Origin of the sequence: Streptococcus sp. GMD5S (genome assembly GCF_000298715.2) — a bacterium.
Lineage (GTDB): Bacteria > Bacillota > Bacilli > Lactobacillales > Streptococcaceae > Streptococcus.
In genome coordinates this window covers 22,419-44,636 of sequence record NZ_AJRG02000013.1, presented here as the reverse complement: position 1 = coordinate 44,636, position 22,218 = coordinate 22,419, and the positions used below count along the sequence as shown (strand labels likewise).

Here is a 22,218-nt window from a genome sequence, read left to right as displayed (position 1 = left end):
TTATTGATTAGATGGATGAATATTTCTAAAGTTAAATAAAATATGACAGATACATGCTTTTTAGTGTATCTTGTTTGTACTCAAAATATGAAGTGACTATCCAATATTTAAGATTAATAAATATTATACGATGAGATAGAATACTACAAAATGAAAGGCAACGTAATCTGATGAAGAAAGATAGATTAATTGCATTGACAGATGCTGTTCTAGCAATTATTATGACCATTTTGATTTTAGAGTTAGAAAAACCAACGACACCAAGTCTTCAAGCTTTTTGGGATTTACGGCAAAATTTCTTTGCTTATTTTCTTTCCTTTTTCTGGTTGGGATCGTTATGGATGGCACTAAACACATTATGGGAAAAGGTTGAGAAAATTTCCTCAGAAATTATTTGGTGGAATTTGTTTCTACTCTTGGAGCGGCAGGAGTTCTCTTTGGAGAATTTCATGCCATCCAAGATACCAGTCTGAATGATGTGGTGGACCGGATCTATATAAATGTCAAGGATTTACCGTTTCAGTCCTTGGGAGCTTTAGCTAATATCCTGTCTGATGTTAAGAAGGGACTGATTCAAGACAGTCATATCTGGTCTTTCTTCCAGTCATTTTTCAAACAATATCAGTTGATAATCAGCTTAAATCAGATCTATCAGTTTGTCTATCTTTCTCTGATGGAGATCATGTCCTATCTTCACTTTGATTATTGGAAAAAACGGCTCGGTCAGGAGCTAGTATGAATAAGGAGAACAAATGAGACGTTTAAAAATGTTATGGCATATTATACAGGTTACGGGTTTTACTCGGTTTGCTCTGAGTTTTGTGACCTTTGTTTTTGGGTCAGGAGGCGTGCTTTTCCTAGTTGAACCTGCTATCACAAATTACGGAGACGGTCTTTGGTATGCTTTTGTGACTTCGACGACTGTCGGCTACGGGGATCTCCTAGCTGTGACCTTGATTGGAAGGATTACCAGTGTCTTCTTGACGATTTATGGGCTCATATTTTTTGGCTGTTTATCAGCTGTTATTATTAATTATTATACCGATTTAAATAAGGAAAGAGGAGAGGACAAATGACTGCCAATTATTCAACACGGGAATACCGTGAGAAATTATACGATGACCTTCATGTTCGATTGAGAGATACAGCGATTTTGATGTGTGCAATTTTTATTGCCTCTATCGGTCTAAATATGAATTCAACAGCTGTTATTATTGGAGCCATGTTAATTTCACCTCTCATGACACCGATTGTTGGACTGGGATTCGGTTTAGCTATTTTTGATACGCGTTTAATCAAGCAATCTCTAGAGGTTTTATTGACTCAAGTGTTGGTCAGTTTGCTTGTCTCGACTCTGTATTTCTGGATTTCTCCCTTGTCTTATGCAAGTAGCGAGTTGATCGCACGAACCTCTCCAACCATTTGGGATGTTCTCATTGCTATTGCTGGTGGGATTGCTGGTGTGATCGGTTCAAGGAAAAAAGAAGCAAACAATATCGTGCCAGGAGTAGCCATTGCTACAGCTTTGATGCCGCCTATCTGTACTGCTGGCTATGGTTTAGCTAATGGGAATGTACGATTTTTATTGGGGGCTCTCTATCTTTTCTTGATCAACTGTGTCTTTATCATGCTAGCCAACATTGTTGGAACAAGAATTTTGATGAGAAAATCTCCTTTAACTTCATTTAAAGAGCTGAGCATTAAAATGAGAATTGGCTTGATTTCTTTGATTGTATTGTTGATTCTTCCAGCTAGCTATTCGGCAGTTACTCTGACAATAGAACAAGCGCGCAAAGAAGGGATCAAACAGTTTGTAGGAAAAGAGTTCGCCAATTATACGGTTATTAATCAAGTCTACAAGTCAAGTAACAATGAATTGGTCTTGACGGTTGTTGGAGATCCGATTTCAGAAGAAGAATTAGAAACACTCCACCAAAAACAAGCCTCTTACGGTATTCAATCTGTTCAATTGAAAGTGAATCAAGTTCAGAACTCGCCAACATTAGATAGTGAAGCGACCAAGGAATTTTATGAAAACATTGACAAGTATATTGATCAAAAACTCTCTGAAAAAGATTCACAAAACGATCTCGTAAAAGAAAATGAAGCAGACAAGGATTGAGGACAATGAACTGAATCGGTTTTTACGCCGTGTTTTTCTTGTATCTTCCTCTTTCTTACTTATAGCAGGTTGTTTTTGCTTGAATAAGAAATAAATTAGAAGTTCTATCATCTAAGAAAAATGATGAAAAAAATCATTTAACTAATGGTGTGAACGTTTAGTGTTTATCAGCTCCATTCTCTGTAATTTTGGGGGTAAAATCCACACCATTTAGATAAAATTAGTTGAATTTGATTGGAAAAACGCTTTTATAAAAGCGGAGAAAAGTCTTGATATTACGCTGTTTTTAGTCCAACTGAAATTCATACTTTCCAAACCAGGTCTTAAGAAAAAAGGTAGAGAAAAAGGTAGAGTTTGGATTGAAATACAGTGCAATATATCGCATTTGGCAAAAAGAAAAAACGCTTTAAATCAGCGTTTTTCTTATGTATTGATTCGTATTGAACCCCTACTTAACTTCTGTAAACACTACGTGCTTGCGAAGTTTTGGTGAGTATTTCTTCAATTGAAGACGGTCTGGAGTGTTACGTTTGTTTTTAGAAGTAAGGTACAAGCGTTCACCAGATTCTTTGTGTTCAAGTGTGATATTTACGCGCATGGTATCTCCCTTCTATTATTCAGCTGATGCAGCTTTAGCGATTTTACGTCCTTTGTAGTATCCTTTAAGTGATACGCGGTGAGAACGTGAGTAATCTCCAGTAGTTTCGTCAAAGTTTACAGATGGAGCTGTTACTTTGTAGTGTGTACGACGTTTGTTTTTCTTCGCTTTTGAGGTGCGACGTGCAGGTACTGCCATTTTCTTTTCTCCTTTAGGTATTTAAATTCGATTCAATCTAGTGATTTTCATCAACCATACTAGGATAACACATTTTTTTTGTAAAGTAAAGTTACTTGACAAAAAAAGATAAAAAAATTAGAAGCTAGTAATCGAAATTTTCTGAAAATTCAAGAATTTTATTCTGTTCTTCATGCGGAAATTGTGCTATAATGGTAAAAACTGAAATGGGAGGGAACAAATGACAGAATTAGATACACGTCACCGCAGTAGCGTTTATGACAGTATGGTGAAATCACCAAACCGTGCCATGCTTCGTGCCACTGGAATGACAGATAAGGACTTTGAAACACCGATTGTGGGAGTGATTTCAACTTGGGCGGAAAATACACCATGTAACATTCACTTGCATGATTTTGGGAAATTGGCTAAAGAAGGTGTCAAATCTGCGGGCGCTTGGCCTGTTCAGTTTGGAACCATTACCGTAGCAGACGGGATCGCCATGGGAACGCCTGGTATGCGTTTCTCTCTAACATCTCGTGACATCATCGCGGACTCTATTGAGGCTGCGATGGGTGGTCACAACGTGGATGCCTTTGTCGCTATCGGTGGCTGTGACAAGAACATGCCTGGTTCTATGATTGCCATTGCCAATATGGATATTCCAGCTATTTTCGCCTATGGTGGTACTATTGCACCGGGAAATCTTGATGGCAAAGACATTGACTTGGTTTCTGTCTTTGAGGGTATCGGAAAATGGAACCATGGTGACATGACAGCTGAGGACGTGAAACGTCTCGAATGTAATGCCTGCCCTGGCCCTGGTGGCTGTGGTGGTATGTATACAGCTAATACCATGGCAACTGCTATCGAAGTTCTCGGTATGAGTTTGCCAGGATCTTCATCTCATCCAGCTGAATCAGCTGACAAGAAAGAAGATATCGAAGCAGCAGGACGTGCTGTTGTCAAGATGCTGGAGCTTGGTCTCAAACCATCAGATATCTTGACTCGTGAAGCTTTTGAAGATGCCATCACTGTAACTATGGCTCTCGGTGGTTCTACAAATGCCACTCTTCACTTGCTTGCCATTGCCCATGCGGCTAATGTTGACTTGTCACTTGAGGACTTCAATACGATCCAAGAGCGCGTGCCTCACTTGGCTGACTTGAAACCATCTGGTCAGTATGTCTTTCAAGACCTCTACGAAGTCGGTGGTGTCCCTGCGGTTATGAAATACCTCTTGGCAAATGGTTTCCTTCATGGCGACCGCATCACATGTACTGGTAAGACAGTCGCTGAAAACTTGGCTGACTTTGCAGACCTTACACCAGGCCAAAAAGTCATTATGCCACTTGAAAATCCAAAACGTGCAGACGGTCCGCTTATCATCTTGAATGGGAACCTTGCCCCTGATGGTGCGGTTGCTAAAGTATCAGGTGTGAAAGTGCGTCGCCACGTTGGACCAGCTAAGGTCTTTGACTCAGAAGAAGATGCTATCCAGGCTGTTCTGACAGATGAAATCGTTGATGGCGATGTAGTTGTTGTCCGTTTCGTTGGGCCTAAGGGTGGTCCTGGTATGCCTGAGATGCTATCCCTTTCATCCATGATCGTTGGTAAAGGTCAAGGAGACAAGGTTGCCCTCTTGACGGATGGACGCTTCTCTGGTGGTACTTATGGTCTGGTTGTCGGACATATCGCTCCTGAAGCTCAGGATGGTGGACCGATTGCTTACCTCCGTACAGGTGATATCGTTACGGTTGACCAAGATACCAAAGAAATTTCCATGGCCGTATCAGAAGAAGAACTTGAAAAACGCAAGGCAGAAACAACATTGCCACCTCTTTACAGCCGTGGTGTTCTCGGTAAATATGCCCATATCGTATCATCTGCTTCACGCGGAGCCGTGACAGACTTCTGGAATATGGACAAGTCAGGTAAAAAATAAACTTAAAAAGCAAGCCATTTTCGGCTTGCTTCTTTTCATCTTCAAAAGTGATTTGCCTGCTTATACTCAATAAAAATCAAAGAGCAAACTAGAAAGCTAGGCGCAGGTTGCTCAAAGCACAGCTTTGGGGTTGGAGATAAAGCTGACGTGGTTTGAAGAGATTTTTGAAGAGTATTAACGAGGTGGCAGTCCAAGGGCAATACGGCCGTAGCGACTGATTCGTGTGATCTTCCAAGCAGGCGACCAGGTAACTTCAACCTTGACATCTTCGATACCCTCGATTTGTTTCAGACCTGCGACGATTTCGATAGGCAGGCTTTCGGCGCAATCACAGGCAGTATCGGTGAAGGTCATGACAATCTTACAGAGACCTGTTTCATCCAGATTGATTTCATAAATTAAGCCCAGATTGTACACATCCAATTCCACATCTGTATCAAAAACCTTCTCTAGTTTTTCGATAATTTGGTCTTGTAAAGCCAAAGCGCGGTCATTGATTTTGATATCGTCTCTCATAACAGTCCCTCCACCTGATAAATATCCTCTATTTTCTCATAATTCTGACAATTTGGCAAGTTTTTGATGAATTTTCTGAAAAATATGATAAAATGAAGAAAATATGGAATCAAGGGGAAGTCTATGGAGCAGATTGGAAAAGTCTTTAGACAATTACGAGAGTCAAGAAATATCTCGCTGAGACAAGCAACTGGGGGACAATTTTCGCCGTCCATGTTGTCCCGATTTGAAACAGGTCAGAGTGAGCTTTCGGTGGAAAAGTTTCTATTTGCCCTAGAAAATATATCTGCTAGTGTAGAGGAAATCCTCTTTCTGGCGAGAGGTTTTCAGTATGATACAGATTCGGAGTTGAGAAAAGAAATCACAGATGTTTTGGATTTAAAGAATATAGCACCTCTTGAGGACTTATATCGCAAGGAGTATCAAAAGCATGCCCATTCTCAAAACAAACAGAAACATATTCTAAATGCCATCATTATCAAGTCTTATATGAAGAGTATGGATGAAACGGTTGAGTTAACGGCAGAGGAAGGGAAAGTCCTTCATGACTACTTGTTTTCTACTGAGATTTGGGGAATCTATGAACTCAATTTGTTCTCAGTCAGTTCTCCGTTCTTGTCTGTTTCTCTTTTTACTAGATATGTACGAGAAATGGTCCGCAAATCCGATTTTCTAATGGAAATGTCTAGTAATCGAAACCTTTTTCATACTATGCTATTGAATGGTTTTTTAGCCAGCATTGAGTGTGAAGAATTTACCAATGCCTCTTATTTTAAACGTGTCATCAAAGAGCATTTCTACAAGGAAAATGAGACCTATTTCCGAATTGTCTATTTGTGGGCTGAAGGTCTTCTTGATAGCAAGCAGGGTAGAGTCAAGGAAGGTCAGAAAAAGATGGAAGATGCTGTCCATATTTTTGAGATGCTTGGTTGTAACAAATCTGCTGAATACTACAGAAATACAACCGATTGTTGAATATCTGCAAACTAAGAAAATAATTTGAAAATTTAAGCGATAGAACTTTTGACTACTCTCAGGTCGTTACAAAAGTTCTATCGTTTCTTTGCTCATTTTGTGTGTTGCATATATTCAAAAGTTTTCCCTTTCAATTTCTAAGTGCTATACTATAGTCATACTTCATATAGGGATTATAACAAGAAGGGAGATCACCTATGAAACTATTGTTTAGAAATCAAGCTTATCGACTCTTGACTTTGTCGCGCTTCTTCAATGCCTTTGGTGCTTCGATTTTTAACCTGGTATTTATCGTTTATGCATCGACCTTGCCACAAGCCTCTTTTGCTGTTGCTATGGCGAATATTGTCATGATTCTTCCGACTCTCTTTACAGTTTTTGTAGGGATTCGGGCAGATTACACAAGGGACAAGGTCAAATGGATGGTCTATAGCGGTTTGTTTCAGGCGGTTTTATTTTTTCTGGCAGCCCTAGTTGTTCAGCAAGCTAGTCTCTTTGCCTTTTCTAGCCTGTGTTTGATCAATGTCATCAGTGATGTGATCAGTGATTTTGCTGGTGGTTTGCGCATGCCCCTCGTTAAGGAAAAAGTAGCTGAAGGGGATCTGATGGAAGCTTATTCTTTTTCCCAGTTTATCACCTATATTTCAGCTATTGGTGGTCAAGCTTTTGGAGTTTGGCTCTTAGGTCTATCGGTCAACAATTTTTCCCTTGTTGCGGGAATCAATGCCTGCTTTTTCCTAGTATCAGCCTTTATTCTCTTTTTAGGAAAAAGCAAATTGAGTCTGTCAATGTCATCTGCTGATGGTAAAAAACTAAAAAATGAGAAGCTTTCTATCAAAGACCAGTTCCTAACAATTTACCGAAATTTACGTCTCGTTTTTCTTAAAGGTGGACAGAAAAACTTTGGTTTCATGATCTTTGCTGTCTTGCTTATTAATGCCTTGGGTGGGGCTTTAGGAAGCATCTATAACATCTTCTTTTTGAGCCATTCTCTCTTGAATTTTTCTTACACAGAGGCACTATTTATCAATCAATTCTGTGTTTTAGTAGCAATCATCATCAGTAGCCTTACGGGCAATGATTATTTTGGGAAGCAGTCTTTGCCTAGATTGATGATGTGGGCGACCGTAGGACTCAGTCTAATTGGTCTAGCTAATGTATTCAATCAAGTCGTGCTTGGTTTGCTATTTCTATTTTTAACTCTGTATGTGTCTGGTAAAGTTCAACCAAAGATTAGTGCCATGCTCATGAAAAATCTAGCTCCAGATGTTCTAGCTCGTACCAGTAATTTTTTAGGTTTATTGTTTACCTTATCCATACCTGTGGGAACAGCTTGTTTTTCACTTATAGCTGTATGGAATATACAGTTGACTTGGATGCTATTTGTTGGTCTTTCCTTGCTGGCTATTCTTTTGACAGTTATTAATCTCAAAAATGATATTTGAATCCTAATTTTATTCATACTGTTTTAATCCCTCTATTTATGGTAAAATAAGACTATTAAGTTTAAAGAGGATTCCCAATGAAATTACAAAAACCAAAAGGAACGCAGGATATTTTACCTGCTGAGTCTGCCAAGTGGCAGTACGTTGAGGGCTTTGCTCGTGAAATTTTCAAGCGCTATAACTATGCGGAAGTGCGCACGCCTATTTTTGAACACTACGAGGTCATCAGTCGTTCTGTCGGGGACACGACTGATATCGTAACCAAGGAAATGTACGACTTCTATGACAAGGGTGACCGCCATATCACCCTCCGTCCAGAAGGAACTGCGCCCGTTGTCCGTTCCTATGTGGAAAATAAACTCTTCGCACCAGAAGTGCAAAAGCCAAGTAAGTTCTATTACATGGGCCCTATGTTCCGTTATGAGCGTCCACAGGCAGGGCGTTTACGCCAATTTCACCAGATTGGTGTTGAGTGTTTTGGCTCTAGCAATCCAGCTACCGATGTGGAAACCATCGCTATGGCAGCTCATTTCTTGAAAGAAATCGGCATCCAAGGTGTCAAATTACACCTCAACACTCTCGGAAATCCTGAGAGCCGTGCGGCTTATCGTCAGGCCTTGATCGACTATTTGACACCACTCAAGGAGACCCTGTCGAAGGATAGCCAACGTCGTTTGGAGGAAAATCCTCTCCGTGTCTTGGACTCTAAGGAAAAAGATGACAAGGTGGCAGTAGAGAATGCGCCGTCTATCTTGGACTTCCTTGATGAAGAAAGCCAAACTCACTTTGATGCTGTGCGTCAGATGTTGGAAAATCTGGGTGTAGACTATATCATCGATACCAATATGGTGCGTGGTCTGGACTACTACAACCACACGATTTTTGAATTCATCACTGAAATCGAGGGCAATGAATTGACCGTCTGTGCAGGAGGTCGCTACGATGGCTTGGTTGCCTACTTTGGTGGTCCTGAAACTGCTGGATTTGGTTTTGGACTTGGTGTAGAGCGCCTGCTTCTCATCCTTGAAAAGCAAGGTGTAACCCTCCCTATCGAAAATGCCCTAGATGTCTATATCGCAGTCTTGGGTGAAGAAGCAAATGTCAAGGCCTTGGAATTGGTACAAGCCCTTCGCCAACAAGGATTCAAAGCAGAACGTGACTACCTCAACCGAAAGCTCAAAGCTCAGTTCAAGTCAGCCGATGTCTTTGCGGCTAAGACCCTCATCACGCTAGGAGAGAGCGAAGTCGAAAGCAGACAAGTGACGGTTAAGAACAACCAAACACGAGAAGAAGTTCAAGTATCCCTTGAGACCATCAGCCAAAACTTCTCAGACATCTTTGAAAAATTAGGCTTTTAATAGTAGAAAAACTGGTCAGGACCTTACTCCTGACCGTTTTCTTTTGCAAAATGACAAAAATCATAAACTTTTTGACAAATATAGTTGTCAAAAAGAAAAAGATGTGTTACAATGTAAGCAAGTTAAGAGTGAAGGAGAAAGGAATGCTTAAAAATCGTTTAAAAGAGCTTCGGGCTCGCGATGGTCTCAATCAAACAGAGCTGGCCAAACTAGCTGGCGTGTCCAGACAGACCATTAGCCTACTAGAACGGGACGAATACACCCCGTCCATTGTGATCGCCCTGAAGATTTCGCAGATATTCAATGAACCAGTCGAGTCGGTATTTCGGATAGAGGAGGACGAGTGATGAACAAGTATAAAGTGATTTATTATATGAGTGTTTTTGCCTTTATTGTGAATGCTTTTGCTATGATTGGAACATTACTGGGTTGGTTCTATTTTGTTGAAAGTAAGTATTTGTTTTGGATTAATTTAGTCCTCTTGTCCATTTTCAATCGGTTGAAGAAAAAGGAGAAAAATGATGAACAAGTATAAAGTAATCTATTATGTAGTTGCCATAGCTCTATTAGTCAGCGTATTTCTACTGATTGGGATGGACCTAGGCTGGTTTAATCCATATCAAAGCGACCAATTTGTTTGGACCTACTTTGCTCTCATCCCAGTAGTTGACTGGATTGAAAAGAAATTCAAAAATCTAGCAAGTGAAAAAGGAGAATGAATATGAAAGAGTTTTTAGCGGGTTTTCAAGTCGATACTGAGCACAAAGAACTTGCGGGTGTTTGTGCAGGTTTAGGAAATTATTTTAACATTCAAGCCAATATCGTTCGTTTGGTGACAGTCTTCTTGTTTCTCTCTTCTACGGAGATTGGTATTATAACAGTAACTCTCTATGCCTATCTAGCAGGTTGGCTTGGCAATGAACCCTTGGGGGATGGAGCAAAAAAAGCTAGAAACCAAGCTATTCTCTTACTTGCTGTTTGTTTGATTTTGGTGTCACTTGGAACAGAAGGCTTGACCGCTATCTTTGAGTCAGGTAAGGACTTTGGTCAGTGGTTGGTTGGATTAGTTTAGAAAGAGGATGAATATGAAAAAGAAACGTGGATTGTTATTTTTAATGGCTTTGATCTTGGGAGGCTTCTTGGGCATGTTTGCAGAGATGTTTAAGGCCTATACCGAAAACTACGGAACCATTTTAGATGTCAAAACCGTGACTCCATGGATATCATCTATTTGTTTACTGTTAGGTTTCATTAGTATGTTTTTGACTTTCGATTTCTTAAAGAAAAGCAGAAAATTTCACTCCTTGTATCAAGAGGAAATGGATGATGATCTGAATGAAACCTATTATGTACAAATGTATCGTAATCTCGAGTTTGGAACTATTGCTTTTAATAGTGCAGGCGTAGCGATTTTTTTGGCTCTTTTCATCTCAGGTAGTGAAGTAATTGTACTAAATATCAGCTATATAACCTTATCTCTTTCTTTTTTGGCATTAGTGATGATTTTCAGTGCTCAAAAATATCTCTATAAGACCATTGCGATCGTTCGTCAGTTTGATTTGGAATTCTTCTCTACACCAAAAGATGTCTTGGACTATATAAACTCCTACGATGAAGGGGAGCGCAAGGCTAATTTGGAACAAAGTTTTCGAATTTTATTCCAATTAAACCAGTATGTCTTGCCAGCTCTCTATTTTCTAATCGTTCTCTTTTCCTTACTGACAGGAGAGATTCAGTTACTAGCCTTCTTGCTTGTAGGAGCGATCCATATTTATATCAATGTGATGCAATTACCTATGGTAAAACGTTATTTCAAATAGGAGTCTTTTATGAAATTACTTAAAAATCTTGGCTGGTTTCTTCTAGCTGTTCTATCCTTTTTCTTTGGCTATGGTCTGGTTCAGAGTACGGCGCTGTCAGCTCTTGGACTAGGGGCTTCAATCTTTGGAGTCTTACCACTTTATGTCGTCCTATCAGGGGCCTATGTTTATGGAGTTTACAGATGGTATCAGACAGAAAAGGTTAGCATCCAGACGACAGCTTTTAATCGTTATATCTGGTTGCCTACTCTGGTTTTGCTAGTGGCGATTACAGCCCAGTTCTTTTTGCCAGAAGATCCGTCAGTCAATCAACAAATCGTATCACAATTGACAGTTGCTCAGCCTGTATTTGGTTTCTTTATGGTGGTAGTCTTTGCTCCTCTGACGGAAGAACTCATCTTTAGAGGGATGCTGGCGCGCTATCTCTTTCCTAAGCAGAACAACAGCAAACAGACAGCTCTGTTTCTCCTCGTATCAAGTGTGCTTTTTGCCTTGATTCATTTTCCAGGGACTTTGCAACAGTTTTTAGTTTATGCTAGTCTGGGATTAAGTTTGGGTCTGGCTTATGTAAGCCGAAAAGGTCTTCTTTATAGTATTTCTCTCCACGCTTTGAATAATTTAATCGGCTTTTTGATGATACTCATGCTATAATAGAGTCAGGAGGTCACATGAAACGAGTAATTTTATTAGCAGTGATACAGGCGGTCGTTCTCTTCTTTATCATCGGGGCACTTGCCTATGCCTTTAAAGGCGATTTCTTTTACAACTATCTAGCAGTTGTCTTTGCGCCTATTGCAGGTGTCTTGCGTTTTGCTTCGGCTTATGCGACGGAGATTGTTCTACCTAAAAAGGCAGCTGAGATTGCTGAAAAGCGTAAAAAAGGTTAAGAATCATAAGCAGAGAATCCGATGACGTTTTCATCGGATTTTTTGTCTGTTCGTTTTGATTTCTAAAGACAATCAAACTTTTCTGCTGATTTTCATGAAGAGCCTGCGCTTTTATGGTAAAATAGTAACAGAATAAAAGAGGAGAGAAAACATGAAACGTAGTATGTATGCTGGTCGTGTTCGTGAGGAACACATCGGACAAGAAATGACCTTGAAAGGATGGGTTGGCCGTCGTCGTGACCTTGGTGGTTTAATCTTTATCGACCTTCGTGACCGTGAAGGAATCATGCAGTTGGTTATCAACCCTGAAAAAGTATCTGCAGAGGTTATGGCAACAGCTGAAAGCCTTCGTAGCGAATTTGTCATTGAGGTCACTGGACAAGTTGCTGCACGTGAGCAAGCCAATGATAAGTTGCCAACGGGTGCAGTTGAGTTGAATGTGACAGCTCTGGCAGTGCTGAATACAGCTAAAACAACACCTTTTGAGATTAAAGATGGGATTGAGGCCAATGACGATACACGTTTGCGTTACCGTTACCTTGACCTTCGTCGTCCAGAAATGCTAGAAAACCTTAAGCTTCGTGCTAAGGTGACTCACTCTATCCGTAATTACTTGGATGAGTTGGAGTTTATCGATGTGGAGACGCCATTCCTTTCTAAATCAACGCCAGAAGGGGCGCGTGACTATTTGGTGCCATCTCGTGTCAATAAAGGGCATTTCTACGCTCTTCCTCAAAGTCCACAAATCACTAAGCAACTCTTGATGAATGCTGGATTTGACCGTTACTACCAAATCGTTAAATGTTTCCGTGATGAGGACTTGCGTGGTGACCGTCAGCCTGAGTTCACCCAGGTCGACTTGGAAACATCCTTCCTTACGGAGCAGGAGATCCAAGATATTACAGAAGGATTGATTGCGCGCGTGATGAAAGAAACAAAAGGCATCGACGTGACGCTTCCATTTCCTCGTATGAAATACGATGATGCGATGGCTCTTTACGGTTCTGACAAGCCTGATACCCGTTTTGACATGTTGCTTCAGGACTTGACAGAAGTTGTCAAGGGTGTTGATTTTAAAGTCTTCTCAGAAGCGCCTGCTGTTAAAGCCATTGTAGTCAAAGGAGCTGCAGACAACTACTCACGTAAAGACATTGACAAGATGACCGAAGTAGCTAAACAGTACGGTGCTAAAGGTCTTGCTTGGGTCAAGGTTGTGGATGGAGAATTAAACGGACCAGTTGCCAAGTTCTTGACTGGGATCCAAGCAGACTTGACTGCAGCACTTGGTCTTGAAGATAAGGATTTGGTTCTCTTTGTGGCGGATACGCTTGAAGTGGCGAATGCAACACTAGGTGCCCTTCGTGGACGTATTGCCAAAGAGCTTGGCTTGATTGATAACGATAAGTTCAACTTCCTTTGGGTGGTTGATTGGCCAATGTTTGAATGGTCTGAAGAAGAAGACCGCTACATGAGCGCCCACCATCCATTTACCCTTCCACAGGAAGAAACAGCTCACGAATTAGAAGGTGATTTGGCTAAGGTTCGTGCCATTGCTTACGATATCGTCTTGAACGGTTATGAGCTTGGTGGTGGTAGCCTTCGTATCAACCAAAAAGACCTTCAAGAACGCATGTTTAAGGCTCTTGGTTTCTCGGCTGAAGAAGCAAATGACCAGTTTGGTTTCCTTCTTGAAGCCATGGACTATGGTTTCCCACCACACGGTGGTTTGGCGATCGGACTTGACCGTTTTGTGATGCTCTTAGCAGGAGAAGAAAATATCCGTGAAGTCATTGCCTTTCCTAAGAACAACAAGGCAACCGACCCAATGACACAAGCTCCATCAACAGTCGCTCTCAAACAACTAGAGGAACTCAGCTTACAAGTAGAAGAAGATGAAACAAGCAAAACAAATTAAGCGGTGCCGCTATTATCTGCGCCGCTTTGCTTATCAGATAAAAATCTTACGAGTTTTACAAAGTATCTCTCGAGAAAAATATGATGAGAAAGTATCGGCCTCTCTGGTTTATGGCTTTTTGTCAGCGGTAGCAGTCAATTTCTTTTTTCAACCAGGGCACGTTTACTCCAGTGGTGCGACGGGTCTGGCACAGATTATCTCTGCTTTGAGTAATCACTGGTTTGGTTTTTACATTCCGATATCGCTAACCTTTTATGCTATCAATTTTCCGTTGATGATTTTGGCTTGGTATCAGATTGGGCATAAGTTTACAATCTTTACCTTTATCACAGTATCCATGAGTTCCCTCTTTATCCAGCTTGTGCCAGTTGTGACCTTGACAGAGGATCCCATTATCAATGCTCTCTTTGGGGGTGTTGTCATGGGCTTGGGGATCGGCTTTGCTTTACGCAATAATATTTCCAGTGGAGGTACAGATATTGTCAGCCTGACCATTCGCAAGAAAACAGGGAAAAATGTCGGTAGTATTTCTTTCTTAGTGAATGGGACGATTATGCTGATAGCAGGTTTGACCTTTGGTTGGAAATACGCTCTCTACTCCATGATTACCATATTTGTCTCCAGTCGTGTGACAGACGCGGTCTTTACCAAGCAAAAACGCATGCAGGCCATGATTGTGACCAATAATCCTGATAAAGTAATTGCAAAAATCCATAAAAAATTGCACCGCGGAGCAACTATGATCCACGATGCAGAAGGAACCTATAATCATGAGAGAAAAGCAGTCTTGATTACGGTTATCACACGAGCAGAGTTTAATGATTTTAAACACATCATGAAACAGGTTGATCCGACAGCCTTTGTCTCTGTATCAGAAAATGTCCACATCCTAGGACGATTCGTAGAAACAGACAATTAATAATACTCAAAAGACCAGCCGCAAGGCTGGTCTTTATTTTTCGATAATTTTGTGTTCAATCAACTGACGGTAACAAATCTGTTTATTGTTTTTAGCATCGTTGATGATCTGAAGAATGGTTTCAAAGGAAACGCGCCCAAGTTCCAGACTATTGATATCCACATAAGCTACAAGATCAAGTCGAGGATTGACAGAGTCGAAACTCAAGACAGGAACTTTTAGCTGATACTTACTGATATAGTCACAAACTCCTTCTGCAAGGAGACTATCGGTTGTGATGATAGCGTCAATCTGCGGATCGTGATTGAACAGGAGTTCACTGAACTGATACCCTTTTTCTTCTAGAAATTCGGTCGCAAAGTAGGTTAAGTTGGTATCAATCGGAAGTTGGTGTTGTTTGAGTGCGGACTCATAGCCAGTTAGACGATCTTGCGTTACGAAGAGTCGCTTTGTACCCCCGATAAAGGCAATTCGTTTGCATCCTTTTTTGATGAAATACTCTGTCGCATCAAAGCCAGCTTGGACATTGTCATTATCAACAAGAGGGATAAAGGGTGAAGTGGATTTTCCGAGAATGAGGAAAGGGAACTGCTCATCAGCTACTAGCTTGACCAGAGGGTCTTCTTCCTCAGCGTAGAGGAAAATCAAACCGTCAACACGCTTGCCATAAACCATCTGAGAAATCGCATTGAGACGTTCTTTCTCATCTTTCCCCGTTGCAATCTGAATAGCGTAGTGGTTTTCAGACGCAACTTGGGCGATACCTCGAAGGACAGATGGGAAGAAAGGATTTTGGTAAAAGGCATCCGAGTCGTCAGGCAATACCAAACCGATAACCTGAGTATAGCTGCTAACTAGGCTACGAGCATTGAGATTGGGATGGTAGTTGAGTTCCTTCATAGCCTTGCGAACTCGTTTTTTGGTTTCATCACTAATCGTTGATTTGTTTTGAATAACACGGGTTACGGTTGAAGGTGAGACACCTGCAGCCTTGGCCACATCTTTAATCGTAACGGGCATAAAAATCTCCTATTTATGATAATCTGGATCGCGGTAATGTGTTTTATAAAAGATGGTGACCAGATAAAGAACAAAAAGAATGTTTTGTACAGTGATAAGGGTTGTCATATTTTGGCCAAAAAGTCCCAAAACAAGCGTAATCAGAGTTGGTAATCCTAAACAGTTCAAGATAAAATGGTAGCACTCTTTAAAGCTCCTAAATGAAAAGAGGCGTGATTTTTTGGTGATATAAAGGAGAAGACTAGCTCCAAGAGAGACAATGAAGAAATTCAATCCAAAGAGGAAGCTAGCACCAAGGACGAGAAAGAGACTGATATAGACACGGTTCTGTTGGTACCAGTCTTTAGAAATAGCCTGGGTTAAAGTTTCCTTACTCTGGAAACTCTCCGTTTGAATGGCGTGGTAGCGAATGCGGGTCAGTTCCTTGCTTTCCTTGCTGATGATGAGTTCTTCAGTATCAAAATGAAGTTGCAAATCCTTTGGCAATTCCTTACTTGGACTTGGACCAATCAGAAGAGAAGCTTGCTGATTTTTAGTTCCAGCATAGCTCAGTTTTCCATCTACTATCTGCGCATTCTCCGACAAATCCATGATTGCTTCATCTGTCAGGGGTGTGTAGACATTATCGATAAAGGTATCCAGTGGATACGTTTCCTGTGAGCTGTTTTGAATGGCAATTGGAATCATGGACAAGCTGATGAGGAAAATGCTAGTAAAGAGGAGTTGAAACCAGTTGAGTCCAAAACGTTTTGACAGGGGCTTACGAAATCCCCAAATACTTGAAAAATATGAAAATGGATATGGAAGCATTTGTATCTTTCTAAAAGGTGTTTTCTATATGAGTATTATTATATAGAGAAATGTGCTTTATTTCAAGTCTAGTAGATAAATTGCTTACTGAAAAGCTGATTTTGCTACTATTTGCGGTCTTGTGTCTAATCTTTCAACTTTAGAAACAAGATCAAAATGAAAAAGGGTGGCGGGGATAAATTATCCCTTGTCGCCACCACTTGTAAGTCCTGAAACAAAGTTCTTTTGTAAGAAGAAGAAGAGAATACAGATTGGAAGGGCGATGAGGATAGCACCTGCTGAGAAGTAGGCAATCTTCAAGTTTTTCACATTGCTGACAAAGGTCTGTAGACCAACGGCAACTGTAAAGTATTCTTTCTCACGAAGCAAGAAACTAGAGAGGATATAGTCTCCGAAAGGTCCCATGAAGGCCCAGAGCGCTTGTACTGCAACCATTGGACGAACGAGTGGGAGAACAATTTGCCAGAAGCGACGGAAGTGTCCTGCACCATCTAGTTTTGCTGATTCATCAAGAGACATCGGTACTGTGTCGAAGTAGCCTTTCATCAACCAAGCATTCATCGGGATACCTCCACCAACATAAAGGAAGATGAGGAACCAGCTTTGGTTAAGGGCATTCAACATAAGGGCCATAACGAAGAAGGCTGTCAAAGCGGCCATAGTTGGCACCATTTGGATGATCAAGAAGAAGACCAAACTTTGTTTACGAGCCAAGAAGTTGTAACGGCTGTAGGCATAACCAGCAAGTACGATGATACTTGTTTGAACAGCCATTGTAATCAAGGCGATAATCAAAGTGTTGAGGTACCAAGTGCCGTACAAGGTTTCAGTGAAGAGCCCTTGGAAGTTGGCAAAGCTAAAGTCGACGTTAGCATCTAGTTTAAAGGCTACCACGTTACCAGACTTGAAGGCTGACATAATGGTGATCAAAAGTGGATAAATAATGACGATTGATAAGCCAATCAAGTAGAGGTAAGTGAGGGTTTGAGTCAGTCTACGTTTGAGTTTGATTGAGTTATTCATCTTAGACGTCCTCCATATCAAATGCGTGTAGTTTCTTGAATGCGATCATAGAGATAGAGATGACAATGATAGAGATGATCAAGGTAACAGCTGCCGCCATAGAGTATTGAGGAGATGTACCTGTTGTCAAACGATAAATCCATGAGATCAAGATATCAGTTGAACCGGCTCCACCACCAACGCTACCAGGACCTCCGCCGTTGAAGAGGTACATGATAGAGAAGTTGTTAAAGTTGAAGGTGTATTGGCTGATCAATGTTGGAGCTGCAACAGCCAAAATCATAGGGAAAGTGATGTTGCGGAATTTTTGCCAAGCATTGGCACCATCGATGTAAGCCGCTTCGTAGAGGTCGTTAGGAATCGACTGCAAGATACCCAAAGTCAAAACGTAGATGTATGGGAATCCTAGCCAACCTTGCATCATAATCAAGGCAATCTTAGTCCAAGTTGGGTCTGTTTTCCAAGGGATAAGCGCTCCGTCAAGGAAAGGAAGGACCTTAGCCAAGATAGGCAATACTTGAGTGTTGATCGCTCCGACACTATCGTTAAACATGTTTGAGAATGTCAAGATAGTGATGAAGGCTGGAACAGCCCAAGGAAGAAGGAAAATAACACCAAAGATACGTTTTCCTTTGATAAATGGTTGGTTAGCAATGATCGCTGTGAAGATACCAATCACAATCTGCAAAGTAGAAGCAGACAAGGCCCAGATGATGGTCCAAGAAAGAACCGCACCGAAGGCTGAACGGAAGGTACTTAAGCTCCAGATATTTGTAAAGTTAGTCAAACCAACCCAGTCCAACAATTTGTTTGGTGGCAAGTGTTGGAAGTCATAGTTGGTAAAGGCAATCATCAAGGTTACGATAACTGGGAAGATAATTGCAAATGTCATTGCTACATACGATGGGATAATCAAAAGGTATGGGAATCCATTCTCATAAATACCTTTGATCATATCTTTAAAAGTACGTGGGACAGGAATTCCATTGTTAATACGTTTTGCGATTGTATATGCATCTTTAATATTTGAGAAATAAAAGAGCACATAAACGACTACAAAGATTAAATGGAAGGCACCACGAATCAGCATAAAGAGGGAATTATCACGACCTGGCTTGTCACCAAGAGTGATCAAATTGTGCAATTCCGGCGCAGCAAGTGCTAGGAAATAAAGAACAAATACGATAGTTACACCAAGGAATATAAAACCTTTGGCTTTTTGTTTATTGTAAATCTGTCCTAACCCAGGAATGATAGACAGCAGGGCTGCTTTACTAGGTTGTTGCTTTTCCATAATAACTCCTTTCATAGGATACTGGTTTTTAATCAAAAACTAAACTATATATGTTTTTTTATTGATAAATTCAAAGGGGGATTTGTATTCTCCCCCCTTGTAACGAATTCAATTATTCACCAAATTTTTGTTTGATTGTTTCTTTGATCAATGTTACAGCATCGTTAGCAGCTGTCTTAGCATCTTTTTTACCACTTACAGCATCAAAGAGCATTGTTTTAGCTGGATCCCAAACAGCTGACATTTGAGAAATGTTTGGCATTGGTTGAGCGTTCTTGAACTGTTTGATAACAGCTGTTGTCAACTCATCGTTTTTACCTTCAGCGTATGAACGAGCTTCAGTGTTAGCTGGGATTTCGTTAGTTGCATCGTAGAATGCTTTTTGTTGTTCAGTTGAAACAAGGAAGTCTACAAATTTTTGTGCAGCTTCAAGGTTCTTAGTGCTTGATGGGATGATCCAAGCTTTACCACCACCGAATGGTGTGTATTCTTTACCATTTGGAAGAGTTGGAATAGTAGCAACACCGTAGTTTACTTTAGCATCTTTGAATGCTTGAGCTTTCCAAGGACCGTCGATGATAGCAGCTGTTTTACCTTCTTGGAATTGAGTTTGGATCAAGTTTGCAGCACCTTCAGTATCTTGCATACCTTTAGGCCATTTTTCATACCAAGATTTAGCGTAGTTGACACCAGTGATAGAACCGTCGTTTGCAAGACCGATGTCTTTAGCGTCTTTACCGTTTTGTCCGAATACGTAACCACCGTTACCAGCAAGAAGTCCGTAAGCGTAGTAGAAGTTTGTCCAGTCAGCTAGGAATGCAGTAGTTTTGCCATCTTCACCAGCGAAAGCGTATTTGCTGTCTTTAGCAAGTTCTTCTAATTCAGCAAAAGTTTTTGGAGCTTCTTTTAGCAAGTCTTTGTTGTAGTACATAACAAGTGACTCAATAACGGCAGGAGCACCGTAAACTTTACCGTCAGCAGCTGTTACAAGAGATTTAGTTTTATCATCTGTTTTAGCGCCGTCGCTCAAAGTAACTTCTGAAAGTTGTCCGTCAGTACCAAGGCTACCTACGCGGTCGTATGGTGCCATCATAACGTCAGCAGCTTGACCTGATTGGTTGTCAAGTGAAAGTTTGTCAAGTCCACCAAGTTGGTCACCTGATTTGATGTTAACTTTTGTACCTGATTCTTTTTCGTAAGCTTTTGCAGCAGATTCAGCGAAGGCTTTATATTGGTCTTCAACGTAGAAAGTAAGTTCTTTTGCTTCTGAAGAGCTAGTATCAGCAGCTTTGTCAGCAGATTTGCTTCCGCAAGCTACCAAGAGCAAGCTAGCGAGAGTAGCAGTTCCGAGCACAGCAGCGCTCTTCATGAATTTAGATGACATAGTGTATTCCTCCTAAAGAATAACAGTATAATTTATTTAGAAAACGCAAACGTTTTCTTTTATGAGCCTAGTATAGCACAAATAGAAAACGGTTGCAAGCTTTTTTAAAAAGTTTTTTAAAAAAATTTTAAGGTTTCAAACATTTGTTAAAGCTTATATATAGGAAAGAACTTAAAATGTTTGTTTTTTTGAATTGAAAATATATTAGGAAAACGATTGCGTAAATTCGGCTCGGTTTTTCAGAAAATAGAGCAGATATTGGGAATGAATTATCTTAAATCAGAAAATCTTTAAAATTTTTTCGCTTATTTCATAAAATATCAGTGGCAACAAGTTTTGTTTGATTAAAATAATTCAAAAAATTTTTTTAAAAACGCTTGCATTTGTGTTTAAAATACGCTATACTTAACTTAACGCAAACGTTTGCGCCTTGTTGCGCAACGTTTTATAACAAACACATGAGGTGCTATTATGAAAAAACGTCAAAGTGGTGTGTTGATGCACATCTCTTCTCTACCAGGAGCATACGGGATTGGATCATTTGGTCAGACTGCCTATGATTTCGTCGACTTCTTGGTTCGTACCAAGCAACGTTACTGGCAAATCCTCCCTCTTGGGACAACCAGCTATGGAGATTCTCCATACCAATCATTCTCAGCCTTTGCTGGGAATACGCATTTTATCGACCTTGATATCTTGGTAGAGCAAGGCTTGTTGGAAGCTAGCGATCTTAAAGGTGTTGACTTTGGTAGTGATGCATCGGAAGTCGACTATGCGAAGATTTATTACGCACGTCGTCCGCTTTTAGAAAAGGCAGTTAAACGTTTCTTGGAAGTGGGAGACGTCAAAGCTTTTGAGAAGTTTGCTCAAGACAACCAATCATGGCTTGAACTCTTCGCAGAATATATGGCGATTAAAGAGCATTTTGACAATCTTGCTTGGACAGAATGGCCAGATGCAGATGCTCGTGCTCGCAAAGCTTCAGCACTTGAAAGCTACCGTGAGAAATTGGCAGACAAGTTGGTTTACCACCGTGTGACTCAATATTTCTTCTTCCAACAATGGTTGAAATTGAAAGCCTACGCTAACGACAACCACATCGAAATTGTTGGAGACATGCCTATCTACGTTGCGGAAGATTCAAGCGACATGTGGGCAAATCCACATCTCTTCAAGACAGATGCCACTGGTAAAGCAACTTGCATCGCAGGATGCCCACCAGATGAGTTTTCTGCCACTGGTCAGCTTTGGGGAAACCCAATCTATGACTGGGAAGCAATGGACAAAGACGGGTACAAATGGTGGGTTGAACGCTTGCGTGAAAGCTTCAAAATCTACGATATCGTTCGTATCGACCACTTCCGCGGTTTCGAATCTTACTGGGAAATTCCTGCTGGTTCCGATACAGCAGCACCTGGTAAATGGGTGAAAGGTCCAGGCTACAAACTCTTCGCAGCCGTTAAGGAAGAGCTTGGTGAGCTAAACATCATCGCAGAAGACCTTGGTTTCATGACAGATGAAGTTATCGAGTTGCGCGAACGTACTGGCTTCCCAGGGATGAAGATTCTTCAATTTGCCTTCAACCCAGAAGACGAAAGTATCGATAGCCCACACTTGGCACCTGCTAACTCTGTTATGTACACAGGAACACACGATAACAATACAGTTCTTGGTTGGTACCGTAATGAGATCGATGATCCAACTCGTGAGTACATGGCGCGTTACACCAACCGTAAAGAGTATGAAACAGTGCCGCACGCAATGCTTCGTACAGTATTTTCATCAGTGAGCTTCATGGCTATTGCAACCATGCAAGACTTGCTAGAACTAGATGAGGCGGCTCGCATGAACTACCCATCTACTCTTGGTGGAAACTGGTCATGGCGTATGACAGCAGACCAACTCACACCAGCTGTTGAAGAAACTTTGCTTGACTTGACTACAATTTATCGCCGAATTAATGAAAATTTGGTAGAATTAAAGAAATAAGACAATATCAGGAGACACAAA

At 40.9% G+C, this 22,218-nt stretch carries 25 protein-coding genes and 1 pseudogene; 18 read left to right on the top strand and 8 right to left on the bottom strand.

The features are described from left to right. Positions 1 to 170 precede the first annotated feature (170 nt). The 4 genes and pseudogenes from GMD5S_RS10580 to GMD5S_RS0207045 all read left to right on the top strand — a co-directional run. Positions 171 to 416, top strand: a pseudogene (locus GMD5S_RS10580) (TMEM175 family protein); the annotation flags it as partial. Then, positions 398 to 739: a hypothetical protein gene (locus GMD5S_RS0207055; RefSeq protein ID WP_000397556.1), complete on the top strand. Its 342-nt coding sequence runs from the start codon at positions 398 to 400 to the stop codon at positions 737 to 739. The pseudogene GMD5S_RS10580 and the gene GMD5S_RS0207055, both read left to right, overlap by 19 nt. Positions 740 to 752: 13 nt before the next feature. After that, complete coding sequence (locus GMD5S_RS0207050) at positions 753 to 1,076, top strand: potassium channel family protein (protein WP_001253404.1); 324 nt, start codon at positions 753 to 755, stop codon at positions 1,074 to 1,076. Further along, positions 1,073 to 2,122, top strand: a complete 1,050-nt coding sequence (locus GMD5S_RS0207045; RefSeq protein ID WP_000126416.1) for a DUF389 domain-containing protein — start codon at positions 1,073 to 1,075, stop codon at positions 2,120 to 2,122. The genes GMD5S_RS0207050 and GMD5S_RS0207045 overlap by 4 nt, the downstream gene beginning before the upstream one ends. Positions 2,123 to 2,570: 448 nt before the next feature. On the opposite strand, the gene rpmG is transcribed toward GMD5S_RS0207045, so the two are convergent. Further along, entirely contained in the window at positions 2,571 to 2,720 is a 150-nt protein-coding gene (rpmG, locus tag GMD5S_RS0207040) for a 50S ribosomal protein L33 (RefSeq protein ID WP_001265622.1), read from the bottom strand. Positions 2,721 to 2,735: 15 nt separating this feature from the next. Continuing rightward, positions 2,736 to 2,918 carry a 50S ribosomal protein L32 gene (rpmF, locus tag GMD5S_RS0207035; protein ID WP_000290417.1) on the bottom strand — a complete coding sequence of 61 codons (183 nt, stop codon included), beginning with the start codon at positions 2,916 to 2,918 and terminating at the stop codon, positions 2,736 to 2,738. Positions 2,919 to 3,138: 220 nt separating this feature from the next. Here rpmF and ilvD point away from each other — a divergent pair, with 220 nt between their 5' ends. After that, positions 3,139 to 4,842, top strand: coding sequence for a dihydroxy-acid dehydratase (gene ilvD, locus GMD5S_RS0207030; RefSeq protein ID WP_000137380.1), 1,704 nt, complete (start codon positions 3,139 to 3,141; stop codon positions 4,840 to 4,842). Positions 4,843 to 5,016: 174 nt separating this feature from the next. Here ilvD and GMD5S_RS0207025 read toward each other — a convergent pair whose 3' ends face one another. Continuing rightward, a complete protein-coding gene (locus tag GMD5S_RS0207025) occupies positions 5,017 to 5,358 on the bottom strand; it encodes a metal-sulfur cluster assembly factor (protein ID WP_001204052.1) in 342 nt (113 codons plus the stop codon). 123 nt (positions 5,359 to 5,481) lie between these two features. Here GMD5S_RS0207025 and rgg point away from each other — a divergent pair, with 123 nt between their 5' ends. From rgg to GMD5S_RS0206965, 12 genes are all read left to right on the top strand, one after another. Then, positions 5,482 to 6,333 (top strand): quorum-sensing system transcriptional regulator Rgg, encoded by an 852-nt coding sequence (gene rgg / locus GMD5S_RS0207020; protein WP_000434958.1) that lies wholly within the window; start codon positions 5,482 to 5,484, stop codon positions 6,331 to 6,333. A 197-nt stretch (positions 6,334 to 6,530) separates the two neighbouring features. Continuing rightward, entirely contained in the window at positions 6,531 to 7,778 is a 1,248-nt protein-coding gene (locus GMD5S_RS0207015) for a hypothetical protein (RefSeq protein ID WP_000770638.1), read from the top strand. A 77-nt stretch (positions 7,779 to 7,855) separates the two neighbouring features. Next, on the top strand, positions 7,856 to 9,136 hold the full coding sequence (hisS, locus tag GMD5S_RS0207010) for a histidine--tRNA ligase (RefSeq protein WP_000775841.1): 1,281 nt from the start codon (positions 7,856 to 7,858) through the stop codon (positions 9,134 to 9,136). Positions 9,137 to 9,279: 143 nt separating this feature from the next. Then, positions 9,280 to 9,483 (top strand): helix-turn-helix transcriptional regulator, encoded by a 204-nt coding sequence (locus GMD5S_RS0207005; protein WP_000916947.1) that lies wholly within the window; start codon positions 9,280 to 9,282, stop codon positions 9,481 to 9,483. Next, positions 9,483 to 9,671 carry a hypothetical protein gene (locus GMD5S_RS0207000; RefSeq protein WP_001046120.1) on the top strand — a complete coding sequence of 63 codons (189 nt, stop codon included), beginning with the start codon at positions 9,483 to 9,485 and terminating at the stop codon, positions 9,669 to 9,671. The genes GMD5S_RS0207005 and GMD5S_RS0207000 overlap by 1 nt, the downstream gene beginning before the upstream one ends. Beyond that, the gene (locus GMD5S_RS0206995) at positions 9,658 to 9,855 is read left to right on the top strand and encodes a hypothetical protein (protein WP_001046134.1); all 198 of its coding nucleotides are present in this window, start codon (positions 9,658 to 9,660) and stop codon (positions 9,853 to 9,855) included. Before GMD5S_RS0207000 ends, GMD5S_RS0206995 begins: the two co-directional genes overlap by 14 nt. Positions 9,856 to 9,857: 2 nt before the next feature. Next, positions 9,858 to 10,208 carry a PspC domain-containing protein gene (locus GMD5S_RS0206990; protein WP_000657658.1) on the top strand — a complete coding sequence of 117 codons (351 nt, stop codon included), beginning with the start codon at positions 9,858 to 9,860 and terminating at the stop codon, positions 10,206 to 10,208. Positions 10,209 to 10,221: 13 nt separating this feature from the next. Then, a complete protein-coding gene (locus GMD5S_RS0206985) occupies positions 10,222 to 10,956 on the top strand; it encodes a DUF3169 family protein (protein WP_000730197.1) in 735 nt (244 codons plus the stop codon). A 9-nt stretch (positions 10,957 to 10,965) separates the two neighbouring features. After that, positions 10,966 to 11,607, top strand: a complete 642-nt coding sequence (locus tag GMD5S_RS0206980; RefSeq protein ID WP_000771224.1) for a CPBP family intramembrane glutamic endopeptidase — start codon at positions 10,966 to 10,968, stop codon at positions 11,605 to 11,607. Between the two features lie 17 nt (positions 11,608 to 11,624). Next, positions 11,625 to 11,843: a hypothetical protein gene (locus tag GMD5S_RS0206975; RefSeq protein WP_000832176.1), complete on the top strand. Its 219-nt coding sequence runs from the start codon at positions 11,625 to 11,627 to the stop codon at positions 11,841 to 11,843. 151 nt (positions 11,844 to 11,994) lie between these two features. After that, positions 11,995 to 13,758: an aspartate--tRNA ligase gene (gene aspS, locus GMD5S_RS0206970; protein ID WP_000830911.1), complete on the top strand. Its 1,764-nt coding sequence runs from the start codon at positions 11,995 to 11,997 to the stop codon at positions 13,756 to 13,758. Next, on the top strand, positions 13,736 to 14,677 hold the full coding sequence (locus GMD5S_RS0206965; protein ID WP_000806269.1) for a YitT family protein: 942 nt from the start codon (positions 13,736 to 13,738) through the stop codon (positions 14,675 to 14,677). Before aspS ends, GMD5S_RS0206965 begins: the two co-directional genes overlap by 23 nt. Before the next feature lie 33 nt (positions 14,678 to 14,710). Here GMD5S_RS0206965 and GMD5S_RS0206960 read toward each other — a convergent pair whose 3' ends face one another. From GMD5S_RS0206960 to GMD5S_RS0206940, 5 genes are all read right to left on the bottom strand, one after another. Next, positions 14,711 to 15,697, bottom strand: a complete 987-nt coding sequence (locus GMD5S_RS0206960; protein WP_001145429.1) for a LacI family DNA-binding transcriptional regulator — start codon at positions 15,695 to 15,697, stop codon at positions 14,711 to 14,713. A gap of 9 nt (positions 15,698 to 15,706) precedes the next feature. Further along, entirely contained in the window at positions 15,707 to 16,507 is an 801-nt protein-coding gene (locus GMD5S_RS0206955; protein WP_000938235.1) for a DUF1189 domain-containing protein, read from the bottom strand. A 180-nt stretch (positions 16,508 to 16,687) separates the two neighbouring features. After that, on the bottom strand, positions 16,688 to 17,530 hold the full coding sequence (locus GMD5S_RS0206950; RefSeq protein ID WP_001065649.1) for a sugar ABC transporter permease: 843 nt from the start codon (positions 17,528 to 17,530) through the stop codon (positions 16,688 to 16,690). A gap of 1 nt (position 17,531) precedes the next feature. Continuing rightward, complete coding sequence (locus GMD5S_RS0206945) at positions 17,532 to 18,824, bottom strand: sugar ABC transporter permease (protein WP_000414951.1); 1,293 nt, start codon at positions 18,822 to 18,824, stop codon at positions 17,532 to 17,534. 112 nt (positions 18,825 to 18,936) lie between these two features. Continuing rightward, complete coding sequence (locus GMD5S_RS0206940) at positions 18,937 to 20,208, bottom strand: extracellular solute-binding protein (protein ID WP_000095452.1); 1,272 nt, start codon at positions 20,206 to 20,208, stop codon at positions 18,937 to 18,939. Positions 20,209 to 20,679: 471 nt separating this feature from the next. Here GMD5S_RS0206940 and malQ point away from each other — a divergent pair, with 471 nt between their 5' ends. After that, the gene (gene malQ, locus GMD5S_RS0206935; protein WP_000747315.1) at positions 20,680 to 22,197 is read left to right on the top strand and encodes a 4-alpha-glucanotransferase; all 1,518 of its coding nucleotides are present in this window, start codon (positions 20,680 to 20,682) and stop codon (positions 22,195 to 22,197) included. Positions 22,198 to 22,218 lie beyond the last annotated feature (21 nt).